Origin of the sequence: Paraburkholderia susongensis, assembly GCF_900177725.1 — a bacterium.
Taxonomy (GTDB): domain Bacteria; phylum Pseudomonadota; class Gammaproteobacteria; order Burkholderiales; family Burkholderiaceae; genus Paraburkholderia; species Paraburkholderia susongensis.
This window is the reverse complement of record NZ_FXAT01000005.1, coordinates 556,550-571,001: the sequence shown is the minus strand read 5'-3', so window position 1 is coordinate 571,001 and position 14,452 is coordinate 556,550. Positions and strand designations below refer to the sequence as shown.

The 14,452-nt window shown below is 62.9% G+C and carries 14 protein-coding genes; 8 read left to right on the top strand and 6 right to left on the bottom strand.

Going from position 1 to position 14,452, the window contains the following annotated elements; genetic code table 11:
- Positions 1–25: 25 nt before the first annotated feature.
- Both B9Z01_RS18755 and B9Z01_RS18750 read right to left on the bottom strand, forming a co-directional pair.
- The gene (locus tag B9Z01_RS18755; RefSeq protein WP_085485651.1) at positions 26–538 is read right to left on the bottom strand and encodes a metal-dependent hydrolase; all 513 of its coding nucleotides are present in this window, start codon (positions 536–538) and stop codon (positions 26–28) included.
- Positions 539–705: 167 nt separating this feature from the next.
- Positions 706–1,059, bottom strand: a complete 354-nt coding sequence (locus B9Z01_RS18750) for a hypothetical protein (protein WP_143808977.1) — start codon at positions 1,057–1,059, stop codon at positions 706–708.
- A gap of 732 nt (positions 1,060–1,791) precedes the next feature.
- On the opposite strand from B9Z01_RS18750, the gene B9Z01_RS18745 reads away from it, so the two are divergent.
- Positions 1,792–2,340 (top strand): hypothetical protein, encoded by a 549-nt coding sequence (locus B9Z01_RS18745; protein WP_085485647.1) that lies wholly within the window; start codon positions 1,792–1,794, stop codon positions 2,338–2,340.
- Positions 2,341–2,414: 74 nt separating this feature from the next.
- On the opposite strand, the gene B9Z01_RS18740 is transcribed toward B9Z01_RS18745, so the two are convergent.
- Positions 2,415–2,858 carry a hypothetical protein gene (locus B9Z01_RS18740; protein ID WP_085485776.1) on the bottom strand — a complete coding sequence of 148 codons (444 nt, stop codon included), beginning with the start codon at positions 2,856–2,858 and terminating at the stop codon, positions 2,415–2,417.
- A gap of 245 nt (positions 2,859–3,103) precedes the next feature.
- On the opposite strand from B9Z01_RS18740, the gene B9Z01_RS18735 reads away from it, so the two are divergent.
- The 5 genes from B9Z01_RS18735 to B9Z01_RS18715 all read left to right on the top strand — a co-directional run bounded on the left by B9Z01_RS18735 (position 3,104) and on the right by B9Z01_RS18715 (position 8,006).
- Positions 3,104–3,811 carry a CDP-alcohol phosphatidyltransferase family protein gene (locus B9Z01_RS18735; protein WP_085485645.1) on the top strand — a complete coding sequence of 236 codons (708 nt, stop codon included), beginning with the start codon at positions 3,104–3,106 and terminating at the stop codon, positions 3,809–3,811.
- A gap of 14 nt (positions 3,812–3,825) precedes the next feature.
- Positions 3,826–4,650: a HalD/BesD family halogenase gene (locus tag B9Z01_RS18730; protein WP_085485643.1), complete on the top strand. Its 825-nt coding sequence runs from the start codon at positions 3,826–3,828 to the stop codon at positions 4,648–4,650.
- Positions 4,647–5,672, top strand: coding sequence for a lysylphosphatidylglycerol synthase domain-containing protein (locus B9Z01_RS18725; protein ID WP_085485641.1), 1,026 nt, complete (start codon positions 4,647–4,649; stop codon positions 5,670–5,672). The genes B9Z01_RS18730 and B9Z01_RS18725 overlap by 4 nt, the downstream gene beginning before the upstream one ends.
- A gap of 27 nt (positions 5,673–5,699) precedes the next feature.
- Positions 5,700–6,464 (top strand): phosphocholine cytidylyltransferase family protein, encoded by a 765-nt coding sequence (locus B9Z01_RS18720; RefSeq protein ID WP_085485639.1) that lies wholly within the window; start codon positions 5,700–5,702, stop codon positions 6,462–6,464.
- Positions 6,465–6,602: 138 nt separating this feature from the next.
- The gene (locus B9Z01_RS18715; protein ID WP_085485637.1) at positions 6,603–8,006 is read left to right on the top strand and encodes an MFS transporter; all 1,404 of its coding nucleotides are present in this window, start codon (positions 6,603–6,605) and stop codon (positions 8,004–8,006) included.
- A 113-nt stretch (positions 8,007–8,119) separates the two neighbouring features.
- Here the strand turns inward: B9Z01_RS18715 and B9Z01_RS18710 are convergent, their stop codons facing one another.
- Complete coding sequence (locus B9Z01_RS18710) at positions 8,120–9,322, bottom strand: Fic family protein (protein ID WP_085485635.1); 1,203 nt, start codon at positions 9,320–9,322, stop codon at positions 8,120–8,122.
- Positions 9,323–9,478: 156 nt separating this feature from the next.
- A complete protein-coding gene (locus tag B9Z01_RS18705; RefSeq protein WP_085485633.1) occupies positions 9,479–10,525 on the bottom strand; it encodes a S1C family serine protease in 1,047 nt (348 codons plus the stop codon).
- 238 nt (positions 10,526–10,763) lie between these two features.
- On the opposite strand from B9Z01_RS18705, the gene B9Z01_RS18700 reads away from it, so the two are divergent.
- Positions 10,764–11,162 (top strand): VOC family protein, encoded by a 399-nt coding sequence (locus tag B9Z01_RS18700; RefSeq protein WP_085485631.1) that lies wholly within the window; start codon positions 10,764–10,766, stop codon positions 11,160–11,162.
- 226 nt (positions 11,163–11,388) lie between these two features.
- A complete protein-coding gene (gene ppk2 / locus B9Z01_RS18695) occupies positions 11,389–12,315 on the top strand; it encodes a polyphosphate kinase 2 (protein WP_085485629.1) in 927 nt (308 codons plus the stop codon).
- A 158-nt stretch (positions 12,316–12,473) separates the two neighbouring features.
- On the opposite strand, the gene B9Z01_RS18690 is transcribed toward ppk2, so the two are convergent.
- Complete coding sequence (locus tag B9Z01_RS18690; protein ID WP_085485627.1) at positions 12,474–14,060, bottom strand: inorganic phosphate transporter; 1,587 nt, start codon at positions 14,058–14,060, stop codon at positions 12,474–12,476.
- Positions 14,061–14,452 lie beyond the last annotated feature (392 nt).

The following is a 14,452-nucleotide window of genomic DNA, read 5'->3' as shown; positions in this document are numbered from 1 at the left end:
TGCATGTGGCCAGCAACCCGCTCCCTCACCCCACGCGCAAATGCTCCCACCACGGCAGCCCATGCGCGCCATGCAGCCACAGATGCTCGCCGACGAACCACGCCGCCGCCCACGATGCCGCCACCACGATCAGATCGCAGTGCCCGCTATTCCATAGATTCAACGAATGCCGTCTGGCGATCCACGGCACGCCGAGCGGATTCGGCCAGTCGGCGAGCAGGTGCATGAGGCCGCCGCATGCGAAACCGAACGCGGGCGCGGCGTAGAGCGAATGCCCAAGCGAGCGGTACGACACCGCGAGCAACGCGAGCCATCCGATGCCCCAATGCGTCAGCGTGCGATGCGTGATCCACAGCCGCCGCGCGCGCGACCACCATGCGACTTCGAGCCAGTCCGGCGCGGTGCCGCCGGCCACGCCGGCGATGAAGCCCAGCAGCACGCCCGGATGAAACAGACTGCCGCCGTTGTGCGCGACGATGACCGCCGCGATGACGCCGGCCGCAAAACCGGTCGCATGATGTGCCTTGCTGGATGCCATCGAAACTCGCGGTACGAGCGCCGCGCGAAAAACAGAGGGCGGCTATGTTCGCAGATGAGCGGATAAAAAAATAGCCGATGCGCGAGATAAAAATTCGTGCATCGGCCTTGCGTTCATGACGTTCACGGCGTTCACGATACCGGGGCCGTGAACGTGCGAAGCGATGCTCAGGTCGCGCAGCGCGCGATGTCGAAGCGCATTTCCTCTTCGGGCGGATCGGCGGGAGCATTGGCCGGATGCATGACCTTGATGGTCGTGCTGCCGTTGAGCGGCGTCAGCGTGATGAAGTACGAGTTGTTCGAATCGGAGCCGACCGCGAGTTCGGTCGTGGCGCCGGCTTGCGACGTGCGAACGCGCGGCAGACGATCCTTGAGGCAGGCGGCGATGGACGCAGGCGTGCGTGACGACGACACATAGACCAGCGGCGCGGACGCATCGCGTGCGGGACCGCTCGAGGAGCCGCACGCGGCGAGGGTGGCGGTGATGGCGACAGCGGAGGTAAGCAGGAGAAGTCTTTTCATGATCCGATCATCGGCGTTCCCGGTCGTGCATGGGAAGGTGAGGCGCGGGCGAAGCGCGCTGCGCTGGTGCGCAACGCACTGCTTCGCGGCGAAGCCGCCGTGCATCCGTCGCGGCATCGCTGAGGATGAGGTGGCCGGGGCAGTATACCCATCGTGCGTTGGCGCCGTCACTACCTGCTGCCTTCGTTCGTCTCCTTGGCGTTTCGCAGCGAAGCGTAATGCCCGTTATGTGGGTATTTAATTGAATGCGATACGACAATTAATTTCCGCATTCGAGATGAGGGGAATTAATCGCGTAAATACAGGCTGATAAAAGTTAAATGTTATTTACAATAAACTGCGCGTAAGCTGTCAAATCCAAAACATGGCCCGGCCGCAACGGTGCACGGAACAGCGAGACGCTTCATGGCCGTCGATTCATGCTGTTTTTCGCAATGCAGTCTTCCGGCATTGCCGCTAAACCGAAGGAGCTTGCCCCTTATAATTTTGTTAGACCCCTTTGACCAAGGGTGTCTTTTTCATTTTTTCACGCGACCTTCGGGTCGCGTTTTTTTATGCGATTTTTAAAACGGATTTATACATTGCCGCGACTCGCGAATTGGCTTGTTTCGAACGGCGCGAGGCGCGCCGTGGCTTGTCCGTTCGTCAGAGGGAGCAGGGCGGCATCTGCCTGGCGGGTAGAATTGCAAGTTCGATATGTTTTTCGCCCCCGCGAACGCGAGTGAACCTGTAATGACCGACACGCCCCTTTCCTCGTCCAATGCAGATGCCGATCTGGCTGCTGATTCCCTCACGGAAGATTCGTCCCGCCTCGACGAAAGCGTGCACGAAGATCGTCTATGGCGCGACAACGGCTGGACCGCGCGCGTCATCAAGAATGAAGACGACGACGGCTGGGCCGTCGAAATGATCAAGGACGGCGAAGCGGAACCCGCGCTCGTCGGACCGTGGACAATGGGCCGCAACAAGAAGGACCCGAAGCCGCTCGACGTCTCGGCGTTCAACACGCTGGTAAAGACCGCTTCGGAAGTGCTGCGCCGCCACGAGCAGCAACTGCGCGCGCAACTGCATAAGGCGGTGCGGGTGCCGAGCGCGGACGGCGACGGCGAACTCGATATCACGCTCGACATCATCCCCGACGAAGACGAGCCCTATGCGCTGCTGAGCGCGCTCGATCCCTTCGGCGAACAGCTCGCGCAGGTTCAGGTCGCGCCGGGTTTCAAGCTCACCAAGGCAAGCGCCGCCGCGTGGGTGGAAAGCGGCTTTCGCCGGCCGGGTTAGAGGGGCGGCGCAGGCCGAATCGAAACGTCCTGGGCAGACCGGGCCGGGGACCCCGCGGCCTGGCTTCCCAAACCTCAGTTGCGCTTGCAGAAAATCGCGGTGATGAGCGGCGCGACGTGATGCACGATCGCCGTGCTGCCCGCATCCGTCAGCGCGCTCTGCACCTTGTCTTCGCTGCCGAACACGACCACGCCGTAGGCGGACTGCGCGAGCGGCTCGCCGTCGCCGGTACGGAACATCGGGTCGTCTTTTTCAAAGCCGACCACCGCGAAGACGCGAAAGCCGAACGCGGTCAGATGGGCGTTAGGCGTCGGCGAAAACGCGTTGATCGAATTGCGTTCGACATGGCTCGGCTTCGGGTTGATCAGTTGCTGGTTCATGAGGTCAGCAATGAACTGGTGGCCGCTTTCGTTGCAGACGAGCGGCGCGTCCAGCGTCGCGTCGGGCGTTGCGGCGAAACTGCGAAGCGGCAGCGCCGCGACCACGAGAAACGATAGAGAGACAAATAAACGGTTCATGAGCTTGAGCGGCAATCCGGATTCGATGTCGTGGATGCGCAACGGCCAGTGGCGTCGCGTGTAGACCCGCAGGGCATTGCATATCGAAGGGATTCAGCATGACGGGCCGGGCGCAACTGGATTCGCACTTTATCGTGATTCGGCGAATTCCGCTTCATGACCGACACGGAATTGTCATCGACAAACTGCAAAGAAACGCACGGGAGGAAAGCAACAATTTGTAATCCCGTATATATTTCCGGGTTATGACTTCGCAACCCCAACCTCCATTTAATGTTCCACCGCCACGCACATGGGACGCGCGGCTCGCCCGCCGGCTCGTGACGCCGCTCGTCAATACCTGGGTCACGCCGAATCATCTGACCACGCTGCGCCTGCTGATCGGCCTCGCGGGCGCGCTGTGCCTGGCTCACGGCGGATTCACGTGGACCAATGCAGGCGCATTGTTGATCGTGCTCTCCAATTTTGTCGATCATACCGACGGCGAACTCGCGCGTATCGGCGGCAAATCGAGCCGCATCGGTCATTTTTACGACCTCGCCTGTGACGCGCTCGTGACCGTGATGCTGTTCGTCGGCATGGGCGTCGGTGTGGGGGTTGGTTCGGGCGTTGGTGCGGGCGGCGTGCAAATCGGCGGCACCGAGGTCGCGCCGGGCGTGCTCGGTGCGATAGCCGGCGTGGCGGTCGCGCTGATCTTCTTCCTGCGCATGCGCATCGAGGAAATGGTCGGCAAGGCGGGCACGAAGCAGGCATCCGTCGGCGGCTTCGAAACCGAAGACGTGCTGTACCTGCTGCCCATCGTCACGCTGACGAACGTCGTGATGCCATTCGTCGTGGTGGCCTCGATCGGCGCGCCGCTTTTCGCCGCATGGGTGGTGATCGACTACGTGCGCGTTTCGCGCCGTAGCGCTCACCTCGCAGCCGACACCGCCAACGCCTCCGAAACCCGTTAACTTTGAGCCAGCGAATGAGTACCCACGCCGAAGACGACGTGATCGCGCCGGTGTCCGCCGTGGCCGGTACATCGGCTTTCACGACCGCCGTGCCTGCACCGCAGGCCGATCGCGCGGTCGCGAGCCGCACCCGCACGTTCGACAACGCGCGTCTGCGCAAGGACTTTGCCGCGCAGGACGCGTTTCTCTACCTGGAAGACTTTCTCGCGCCGGAAGTCACCGCGCAACTGGTCCACAGCGCACGGGCGCTGCTCGACGAGGTGAACCGCAACTATCTGCCAGGTCACAAGCAGGGCGGCAGCGTAAGCCGCCATACGATCGACCGCCTTGCGCCGTTCATCGCTGAGCTGTATCGCTCGAAGGAGCTGATCGGCTGGCTCGAGCAACTGAGCGGCGACAAGCTGCAGGTCTCGCCCGCCGACGATCCGCACGCCTACGCGCTCTATTACTACACGCGGCCGGGCGATCATATCGGCTGGCACTACGATACTTCCTACTACGATGGACGCCGTTACACGCTGCTGCTCGGCGTGATCGACGAATCGTCGTGCCGGCTCGATTACGAGCTGCATACGCGCAATCCCGACGTGCCCGATCAGCCGGGTTCGGTGCAGATTCCGCCGGGCGGCCTCGTGTTTTTCGACGGCGACAAACTCCGCCACCGCATCACGCCGGCCGGTGCGAACGAGATGCGCGTCTCGCTCACGTTCGAGTACGTCACCGATCCCAACATGCGGCCGTGGCGCCGTTTCATCTCGAACATGAAGGACGCGGTCGCGTACTTCGGTTTTCGCCAGGTTTTCCGTCAGATGGCCTCGCGCGGCAAGGGCTCCGCATGAGTCGCGCCGCACTGCTTCTGCTGTCGATCGGCACGGCGCTGTTCGTCGGCCTGCTCGCGTGGCAGGGGTTCGGCTCGGTGGCTTCGACCTTGCTCGCCGCCGGCTGGGGGCTGGCGGTCGTCGCGGCGTTCCACGTCGTGCCGCTCATGCTCGATGCAGGCGCGATCTCGGTGCTGATGCGACGCAGCGACGAATCGCGCGGCGCTTCCCACGGTGTGTCGCTGCGCGACGCGTTGTTCGCGCGCTGGATCGGCGAGTCGGTCAATAGCCTGCTGCCGGCCGGGCAGATCGGCGGGCCCGTCGTGATGGTGCGGCAACTGTCGCAGCGCGGCATGCTGCTGCGCGATGCGGCCGCCGCGATCACCGTCAGCACGACCTGGCAGGCGCTCGCGCAAATCATCTTCGCGCTCGGCGGCCTTGCGCTGTTCGGCGCCTACGCCGCGCACGGCGCGCTGCATGATCTGCGAATCGCGACGCTGATCGCCACGGCCGTGCTCGGCGCGATGATCGCCAGTTTCTACTACGCGCAGCGCCGCGGCCTGTTCGGCCGGCTGCTCGGCGTGGTGTCGAAGGTGTTCGGCAAGCGCGACTGGTCCTCGCTGATGACGCGCGCGGAAGCCGTCGATGCCGCCGTGCAGTCGCTGTATCGCGAGCGCGGCCGGGTCGTGGCGAGCTTCGCATTGAGTCTCGTGGGCTGGGTCGTCGGTACGGTCGAGGTGTGGCTTGCGCTGCGTTTTCTCGGCCATCCGGTCGGCTGGATCGACGCGCTGCTGCTCGAAAGCATCGGCCAGGCGATTCGCGGCGCGGCGTTCATGATTCCGGGCTCGCTCGGCGTGCAGGAGGGCGGCTATCTGCTGCTCGCGCCGCTCGTCGGTCTGCCGCCCGACGCGGCGTTGGCGCTCTCGCTCGCCAAGCGCGCGCGCGAAATCCTGCTAGGCTTGCCGGGCCTGCTGGTTTTGCACTTCAGCGAAAGAAGCTGGCAACGGCGGCGCTCCATGCAGCGCGTGCCGGTTGCCGATTGATTCCCGTATTTTTTCAAAGGACCGCGCATGCGTGCCATCATTCTCGCCGCGGGCCTCGGCCTGCGTCTTCAGCAGCCGCCGCAGGCCCAGTTCCCGAAATGCCTGCTGCAGTTCGACGGTATGAGCCTGCTCGAGCGGCATCTGCAAATGCTCGAAACCGCCGGCGTGACCGATGTCGTGCTGGCGCTCGGTTTCCAGCCGGAATCGGTGCAGGCGGAACTGGAGCGCATCAACTGGCCGCATGAGGTCGAGACCGTGCTGAACCCGCGTTTCGATCTCGGCAGCGTGCTGACGGTGCATACGGTGGCCGATGCGTTGACGCGCGGCGGCGATGTGCTGCTGATGGACGCCGACGTGCTCTATGACGAACGCATTCTGGACGCGCTCGTGGCTGGCGACTCGGTCAACCGTCTCCTGATCGACCGCGATTTCGAAGCGGGCGACGAGCCCGTCAAGCTGTGCCTGAAAGACGGCGTGCCGGTCGAATTGCGCAAGCAGCTCGCGGTCAATCTCGAGTACGACACGATCGGCGAATCGGTGGGCTTCTTCCGCTTCCGCGAGGAAACCGCGCGGCGCTTTACGCAGATCGTGGCGGGCTATATCGACAGCGGCCGCGCCAACATGCCTCACGAGGAAGCGGTGCGCGACCTGCTGCTCGAGCGCAGCCAGGTGTTCGATACCGCCGACGTGACCGGCGCGCCATGGATCGAGATCGACTTCCCGAACGACGTCGAGCGCGCAGCCCGCGAAATCCTGCCGCAGTTGCAGCCGCTCGTCAGCGCGTCGCGCTAAGGCGCTCGTGCTGCGCGTTCAGCGGCCGCATTGCGGCGCGCGGCACGATCCCTTCGCGCAACAACATCACATCTGCTGCCGCCGCAATGCCATAATCGTTGCTTTACATTGCTGGCCTAGCCGCCCGTCGCCACGCCAATGCCGCTCGCTTTAGGCGCTTTCATCGTTCCGCTGATCGTCGCGTGCGCGATGTTCATGGAAAACGTGGACGGCACGGTGATCGTGACGTCGCTGCCGGTTCTGGCGCGCGATCTCGGCCACGACCCCATCACGCTGAAGCTCGCCGTCACGGCCTATGTGATCGGCCTTGGCGTGTTCATTCCGATCTGCGGCTGGGTGGCCGACCGCTTCGGTTCGCGCACCGTGTTCCGCACGGCCATCGGCATCTTCATGGCGGGCTCGCTGATGTGCGCGGCCTCCACCTCGCTCGACACCTTCGTGGCCGCGCGCTTCGTGCAGGGCATCGGCGGCGCGCTGATGGTGCCGGTAGGCCGCATCATCATTTTCCGTTCGGTGCCGAAGTCCGAATTCATTCGCGCGATGAACTATCTGTCGGTGCCGGCGCTGCTCGGACCTGTGGTCGGGCCGCCGCTCGGCGGCTTTATCACGACGTATCTGCACTGGCGTCTGATCTTCGTCATCAATATTCCGATCGGCCTGTTCGGCATCTGGCTCGCGAACAAACACATCGCCAATACGCGCGAGCCGCATCCGGGCCGGCTCGACTGGATCGGCTTCGCGCTGTCGGCGAGCGGCGCGTCGCTATTCATGCTGGGGCTTTCGCTGGTGGGCGGCGAACTCGTGTCGACCAGTGAGTCGGTCGGTATGTGCGTGACGGGTGTGGTGCTGCTGCTGATTTACGTGCTGTACGCGAACCGCGTCGCGTTGCCGGTGCTCGATCTGCGTTTGCTGCGCATTCCGAGTTTTCATGCGAGCGTGGTGGGCGGGTCGCTCTTTCGTATCGGACTTGGCGCGGTGCCGTTTCTGTTGCCGCTTGCGTTGCAGGAAGGACTCGGCATGACCGCGTTCAGGGCGGGCGCGATTACCTGCGCGTCCGCGTTCGGCTCGATCTTCATGAAGACGGTGGCGTCGCGCATTCTCGGACACTTCGGCTTTCGCACGGTGCTGATGGTCAACGCCGCTTGCGCGGGTCTCGCGATCGCGGTGTACGGGCTGTTTTTTCCAGGTACGCCGCACTGGCTGATCTGGTGTGTCGTGCTGGTGGGCGGCTTCTTTCCGTCGCTGCAATTCACGTCGCTCAATACGCTCGCGTATGCGGATATTCCGAGCAGCGATGTCGGCCGCGCAACGAGCGTGGCGAGCGTGATCCAGCAGATGTCGCTCGGGCTCGGCGTGACGGTTGCCGGTATCGTGCTGCAGATTTCGCATCATGTGCAGGGCCATCCGACAATCGTGTTCTCCGATTTCTGGCCGGCCTTTCTCGTCGTCGGCCTGTTCTCGTGCCTGTCGATTCCGATTACCGCACGCCTGCCGCAAGGCGCGGGCGATGAAATTGCGCGCGGCAGCCGCGGGCGCGCGTGAGCGATGGCCTTTTTGTGTGCCGCAGCAGAGGGGTGACGCGGGTGATTCAGTCGGCGTTGCGAGGGGCCGCCGGGAGTATCCAGCGGCTCTGTCTGGCGGGTGCGGAGTACGGCCTACTCCTGATCGACTTCCGGCCAGAGTCGCGGGAACAGGAAGCGAAGGCTTTCTAATGGGAGTCCGAAGAAAAGGTCGCCGCGATGTGAGGGCGAACTGAGCAGGCCGATATCGAGCAGCGAGCGCGTAATCCTGCGAGCCAGAACATCGCTTACGCCGAGCATCTGATTGAATTCCGCGCGCGTGACTGCGCGACGCGTCGCGACGAATTCCATTGCCAGCGCCGAAGCTTCCGGTTTGATAACCGATTTTTCCGAACCGATCATCCACGGATTGGAATCGAGATATCGCAATAGATCGGCCAGACGATCTGCAATGCCGTCGAACCCGGTCATGCGGACCATAAAGCGTACCTGGTCCAGACAACAGTCGAGGAAGAACTGCGCGAACTGCACGAGACCCTCCTGAGAGAGATTGCCCCGGCCATCGAGATCATTGCGGCGCGTCTGGTCGGCCCCACTCAATCTGGCGTAGTACTGCTCATGTTCGCGCGCGAGGCCACGAAGCGGGGACCATAGGTCGTGGGTCAAATCGGCGGCGCGCAAGGCGAGATGGGAATGCAAACGTGCTACCCGGCCATTGCCGTCCGCAAATGGGTGAATCCATGCCAGGCGATGATGCGAACAGGCAATGCCGATCAGTTGGTAGTCCTTGATTCGTATCCGCGCATATCGCGTGGCCCACGCAATGAGGAGCGGTTCGATCATCTCGGGCTCCGGTGCCAGATGGCGACCCACGGTGACCTCCGTTTTGCGAAGCTCGCCCGGCACAATCGGGTCGCCTTCGCTGGTCAATCGCTCATCGGCCGGCAGATAGGAAAAGAATCGGTCGTGAATGGTTGAAAGCCGAGCCGGCTCGAACAGGGCGGGCACCGCAAGCGAAGACCACTCTTCTTCGAGTGCGGCTTCCGTTGCTATATGCGCCATCGCAAGGCGTTGCTTTTTGCGCTCGGCAACGTCGGCCGAGTAGTCCCGTTTTAGCGCAGCCTCGATCCTGGCAGGCGTGGTGTGCTGACCTTCGATCTTGTTCGTGTAGTACGAATTCATCGCGCGCAATTGCGGGACGAGCGCCGCGGCAAGCGGCGTTTCTCTTACGGCAAGCAGCTTTTGCGACGAATCGATGAGCTCCGCGGTACGCTCGAGCAGCGGATCGAGTACACGGTCTTCGGGAAACAATGGTTCGAACGAAACGACTGTCGTCATAGCGGACTGTACGGTTTTGTGTAGGGTTCGATGTCCGCGATTATATATCGTAATTATTTGATTTATATTGATTTGTTATTTTTTATGTAGAGTTTCATGTAGGGTTGTAAGTCGGGTTCCGCGGTTAGCCAGCCGCATGGTGGCCAGCCCCTCTCCTCACCCCGCCTGCTCCACCGGCGTCAACGTCAATTCAACTCGCTGCGCGCCGCGCAGCACGGTCACGCTGACCGGCTTGTCGATACGCGAAGCGTCGAGCGTACGTTGCAGGTTATCCACGTCCTGCACAGGCTGCGTGTCGATCGCGACAATCGTGTCGTCGGTGCGCAAACCGCCGAGCGCGGCCGGGCTGCCTTTGACGATCTCCATCACGTGCACACCGCTTTGCGCGCTGAGGCCGAAATAGCGCTGCACGCGGCGCGACAGCGGCGTCGTCGTGCCGGCCACGCCGATATACGCGCGCCGCACCCGGCCGTGCGCGAAGATCTGCATGATGACCCACTTCGCGGTATCGATTGCCGTTGCAAAGCAGATCGCCTGCGCGCCCGGGATGATCGCGGTATTCACGCCGATCACCTGGCCCGCCGAATTGATTAGCGGTCCGCCCGAGTTGCCGGGGTTGAGCGCGGCGTCGGTCTGGATCACGTCGTAAATCATGCGGCCGGAGTTCGAGCGCAGCGAACGGCCGAGCGCCGAGATCACACCGGTCGTCACGGTTTGCTGGAGACCGAGCGGATTGCCGACCGCAATCGCGATCTGCCCGACGCGCAGTTTCGACGATTCCCCGAGTTCGACATGCGGCAGCGGCTCCGGCGAGCCGATGCGCAGCACCGCAAGATCGCTGCCGGGGTCGTCGCCGACGAGATCGGCGTCGAATTTCGCGCCGTCGGCGAGCGTCACCTGAATATGCGTGGCGCCATGCACGACATGGCTATTGGTCAGCAGATAGCCGTCGGGCGTAAACAGAAAGCCCGAACCGGTGCCGCCGCGCGCGCCCCGGCCACGTTCCGGCGGCTCGCCGGGCAATCGGCGTTCGACGGCGATAAACGCGACGGCCTGCTGGACGCGTTCGAGCGCGCCGATCACCGTGCGCGAATACGCGTCGAGCAAGGTGATGTCGTCGATTAGAAGTTCGGTGGACTGGGGCCCGGGGGCGTCGGATGCGGCGCTCGACAGGTCATCGATGAAGCGTGGGCGGCTTCCCATGGCGATGCTCCGGATGAACGGGCTTCGAGATGCGGGGCGGGGCGCGGGTTTTCAAGGGCGCCAAATATGGGCGCGGCGCCGGCGGCGTATGAGACACTTTCTGCACGCCCGCGGCTGGGCGGCGATCCGGTTTCCCCGCGCGGCTGCGCGCTGCCCGCGGTTTGGACCGGGCGAGTTGGCCGGCGGCGAGGCGTTATCGATGCGCCGTCACGCTTCATCATCACGAAGGAGACGTCTCATGTCGGCCGCTATTGCTTCATCGTCGCAAACCGCTGTGCCGGAACCGCAAATCGAAGCGCTGAGCGCGATCACGCTCGCCACCGGCGACATGCAGCGCGCTGTGCCGTTCTACGAGGCGCTCGGTTTTCCGCTGAAATTCGGCGGTCCGCAGGAGGCGTTTACGTCGTTCGCATTCGGCGGAACCTACCTGAACCTGATTGCCGATACGCGCGCACCGGTCAACTGGTGGGGGCGCGTGATCTTCTATGTATCGGACGTCGATGCGCTTTATCGCAAAGCGCTGGCGGCGGGATTGCAGCCGTCGTTCGCGCCGTCCGATGCGCCTTGGGGCGAACGCTATTTCCATATCACCGACCCGGACGGCCACGAATTGAGCTTCGCGCGGCCGCTGCGTTAGCGCCGGACGTCCGCGCAAAACTCGCTATCATGGGTATCGCCACGCGTGTGCGACGCCGCGATGCGCGTTATTGCGCCGCAGCCGTCGTTCAATGCACCGCTGGAGCGTCCAACGTCGTTCGGCGCGGTAACACGGCTGACACCTCCCGCTTCGATAATCGGCCGATTGCATCCGCGTCGCGCTTGCCGCCGCGCACCGAACCATTTCTGTTGCGAGGAGAGCCGCTATGAAAGAGCTTGACCCGAGGTCTGAAACCCAATTGATGGCTGAGCGGCAGCGCCGTTTCGAGGAAGACCTCATTGATGCGTACGACGAAGAGCTCGAGATGGAAGTCGACGATCGCATGCTCGACGGCGCAGACGGCTTTACTCCCGAGCATCGCGAAGCGCGCAAGCGCTATTTCCGCGAACTGTTCCGCTTGCAGGGCGAACTGGTCAAACTGCAGGACTGGATCGTGCAGACCGGCCACCGGCTGGTCGTCATTTTCGAGGGACGCGATGCGGCGGGCAAGGGCGGCGCGATCAAGCGCATCACACAGCGCCTCAATCCGCGCGTATGCCGCGTGGCGGCGCTGCCCGCGCCGAGCAACCGCGAGCGCACGCAATGGTATTTCCAGCGCTACGTATCGCATCTGCCCGCGGGCGGTGAGATGGTGCTGTTCGATCGCAGCTGGTACAACCGCGCGGGCGTCGAACGTGTGATGAATTTCTGCACCGACGACGAGTACGAAGAGTTTTTCCGCTCGGTGCCGGAATTCGAAAAGATGCTCGTGCGCAGTGGCGTGCAGATCATCAAGTACTGGTTTTCGATTACCGATGAAGAACAGGAAATCCGTTTCCAGACCCGCATTCATGATCCGCTCAAGCAGTGGAAACTGAGTCCGATGGATCTGGAGAGCCGGCGCCGCTGGGAAGCCTATACGCTCGCCAAGGAAGTGATGCTGCAACGCTCGCATATTCCCGAAGCGCCGTGGTGGGTCGTGCAGGCCGTCGACAAGAAACGCGCGCGCCTGAACTGTATTCATCATCTGCTCGGCCAGGTGCCGTATCACGAGATCGAGCATTCGCATATCGAATTGCCGTCGCGCGTTCATCACGAGGACTACAGCCGCCAGCCGGTGCCGCAGTCGATGATCGTGCCTGAAGTGTATTGAGTGGCGGGGTGACGTGAATTTGGCGTTGGTTTGGCGTATGAAGTAGCAGGTCGATAAAAAAGCGCGATACGTAGATACGTATCGCGCTTTTTCATTGGCGGGCCGGTGGTCGTGCAAACCACCGGCCCGCTGTCTGCATCGATGCCCGGTCAGCGCGCCTAGAACACCGCCCGGAACAACCAGTACAACCCCGCCGCGAGCGCGATCGACGCGGGCAGCGTCAGCACCCAGGCGAGGATGAGGCTGCGCACGGTGCCCCATTGCAGCCCCGAGCCGTTGGCGGCCATCGTGCCCGCCACGCCGGAGGAGAGCACATGGGTCGTCGACACCGGCAGGCCGTATGCGTCGGCGGCGCCGATCGTCACCATCGCCACGACTTCAGCCGCCGCGCCTTGCCCATATGTCAGATGCTGCTTGCCGATCTTCTCGCCCACCGTGACGACGATGCGCTTCCAGCCCACCATCGTGCCGAGCCCCAGTGCGATCGCGACCGCCACCTTGACCCATGTCGGAATGAACTTGGTCGCGTGGTCGATCTGCGTTCTGAAATTGCTGATGATCCGCGCATGTTCGGGCGCGAACTGCGGCTGATTGGCCTTCAGCATCAGACGGATCGCCTCGGATGTGACATACATGTTGTTGCGCACGTTATCGACGATGCCTTGCGGCACCGCGGCCATCGATCTCGATTCTCCAACCTGGTGGCCGATCTGTTCGGTGAGCTGCTGCAGCGCCGGCAGCGTGGCGGGCGTCAACTGACGCGTGCGCACGAAGGCCTCGACATCGGCACGCGGATTCAAGGAAGGCGCCGCGCCCTGCGTATAGTGCGCGAGCGTCGTCGCGGTCTGCTGGGCGACCGCGACGAAGGTCTGCGTCTGCTCAGCCGTGACCGCCTTGTTCAACGCGTAGGCGGTCGGCACCGTGCCGATCAGGATCAGCATGATGAGGCCCATGCCTTTCTGGCCGTCGTTCGAGCCATGCGCGAACGAGACTCCCGTGCAGGTCAGAATCAGCAGACAGCGAATCCAGAACGGCGGCGGCTCCTTGCCCTTCGGCTCGGCATAGAGGGCGGGCACGCGTACTACCGCTTTCATTATCAGCAGCAGCAAGCCGGCGAGCAGAAAGCCGACGATCGGTGAAAACAGCAGCGACTTGCCGACGCCGAGCGCCTGATTCCAGTCGACGCCGCTCGTGCCGTTCGCACCATGCATCAACTGATTCATCAGGCCCACGCCGATGATCGAGCCGATCAGCGTGTGCGAACTCGAAGAAGGCAGTCCGAAATACCAGGTGCCGAGATTCCAGATGATCGCGGCGATCAGCAGTGCGAAGACCATGGCGAAGCCGGCGCTGCTGCCGACCTGCAGAATCAGCTCGACGGGCAGCAGTTGCAGGATGCCGAATGCGACTGCGCCGCTCGACGTCAGCACGCCGAGAAAATTCCACGCGCCGGACCACACGACCGCAAGGTTCGGCGTCAGCGAATGGGTGTAGATCACGGTGGCGACCGCGTTGGCCGTATCGTGAAAGCCGTTGACGAATTCGAAGCCTAGCGCGATCAGCAGCGCCACACCGAGCAGCAGATACGGCAGGATCGAGCTTTCACGAACGGGTTGCAGATCGTCGAGCAGATGCACGGCGCAATAAATGATGCCGGTAACGAGCAGGGCCAGAAAAATATACAGGCCGAAATTGCGCCCTTTGCCGCTGGCGGCGCCTGGTTGCGGATACGAAAGTTCCGGCATGACGTGAGCCCCAAAAGTTGGTCGCAGAGTTTTCGATGCTGCTTTCACCATGTGTCGCAATGATGACAGCGGGGTGACCGCAGGCGCGAGGCGGGCAATGGCTGTACGTCATACGATAAAGTCCGCCGCGAAATGGCGGGCCAAGAAAGTCAGACGTCCGAATCAAGCTGGAGCGGTAGCCGAGCCACGAAGTAGGGATCACTTCGCCGCGCGCGTTGCCGTCATGGTTGCATTGATTGGTCTGCGCGATGGATCGCGGCCGGCTCACCTTGCAATGCGATTGCGGTCCATCGGCAGCGGGTCTGACTATCTGCGCCGCCAACATGCTGCATGACGTATGCGTGCCTACTCGCGCGGATGCAATATAGGTTCGGGATAGACGCCCCGGGGCG

What these genes read in the sequence shown, in the direction of transcription:
- B9Z01_RS18715 (WP_085485637.1), top strand. Translation starts at nt 6,603, where the DNA reads ATGCCGCTCGCTTTAGGCGCTTTCATCGTTCCGCTGATCGTCGCGTGC.
- B9Z01_RS18705 (WP_085485633.1), bottom strand. Translation starts at nt 10,525, where the DNA reads ATGGGAAGCCGCCCACGCTTCATCGATGACCTGTCGAGCGCCGCATCC.
- B9Z01_RS18755 (WP_085485651.1), bottom strand. Translation starts at nt 538, where the DNA reads ATGGCATCCAGCAAGGCACATCATGCGACCGGTTTTGCGGCCGGCGTC.
- B9Z01_RS18725 (WP_085485641.1), top strand. Translation starts at nt 4,647, where the DNA reads ATGAGTCGCGCCGCACTGCTTCTGCTGTCGATCGGCACGGCGCTGTTC.
- B9Z01_RS18710 (WP_085485635.1), bottom strand. Translation starts at nt 9,322, where the DNA reads ATGACGACAGTCGTTTCGTTCGAACCATTGTTTCCCGAAGACCGTGTA.
- B9Z01_RS18735 (WP_085485645.1), top strand. Translation starts at nt 3,104, where the DNA reads ATGACTTCGCAACCCCAACCTCCATTTAATGTTCCACCGCCACGCACA.
- B9Z01_RS18730 (WP_085485643.1), top strand. Translation starts at nt 3,826, where the DNA reads ATGAGTACCCACGCCGAAGACGACGTGATCGCGCCGGTGTCCGCCGTG.
- ppk2 (WP_085485629.1), top strand. Translation starts at nt 11,389, where the DNA reads ATGAAAGAGCTTGACCCGAGGTCTGAAACCCAATTGATGGCTGAGCGG.
- B9Z01_RS18740 (WP_085485776.1), bottom strand. Translation starts at nt 2,858, where the DNA reads ATGAACCGTTTATTTGTCTCTCTATCGTTTCTCGTGGTCGCGGCGCTG.
- B9Z01_RS18745 (WP_085485647.1), top strand. Translation starts at nt 1,792, where the DNA reads ATGACCGACACGCCCCTTTCCTCGTCCAATGCAGATGCCGATCTGGCT.
- B9Z01_RS18720 (WP_085485639.1), top strand. Translation starts at nt 5,700, where the DNA reads ATGCGTGCCATCATTCTCGCCGCGGGCCTCGGCCTGCGTCTTCAGCAG.
- B9Z01_RS18750 (WP_143808977.1), bottom strand. Translation starts at nt 1,059, where the DNA reads ATGAAAAGACTTCTCCTGCTTACCTCCGCTGTCGCCATCACCGCCACC.
- B9Z01_RS18690 (WP_085485627.1), bottom strand. Translation starts at nt 14,060, where the DNA reads ATGCCGGAACTTTCGTATCCGCAACCAGGCGCCGCCAGCGGCAAAGGG.
- B9Z01_RS18700 (WP_085485631.1), top strand. Translation starts at nt 10,764, where the DNA reads ATGTCGGCCGCTATTGCTTCATCGTCGCAAACCGCTGTGCCGGAACCG.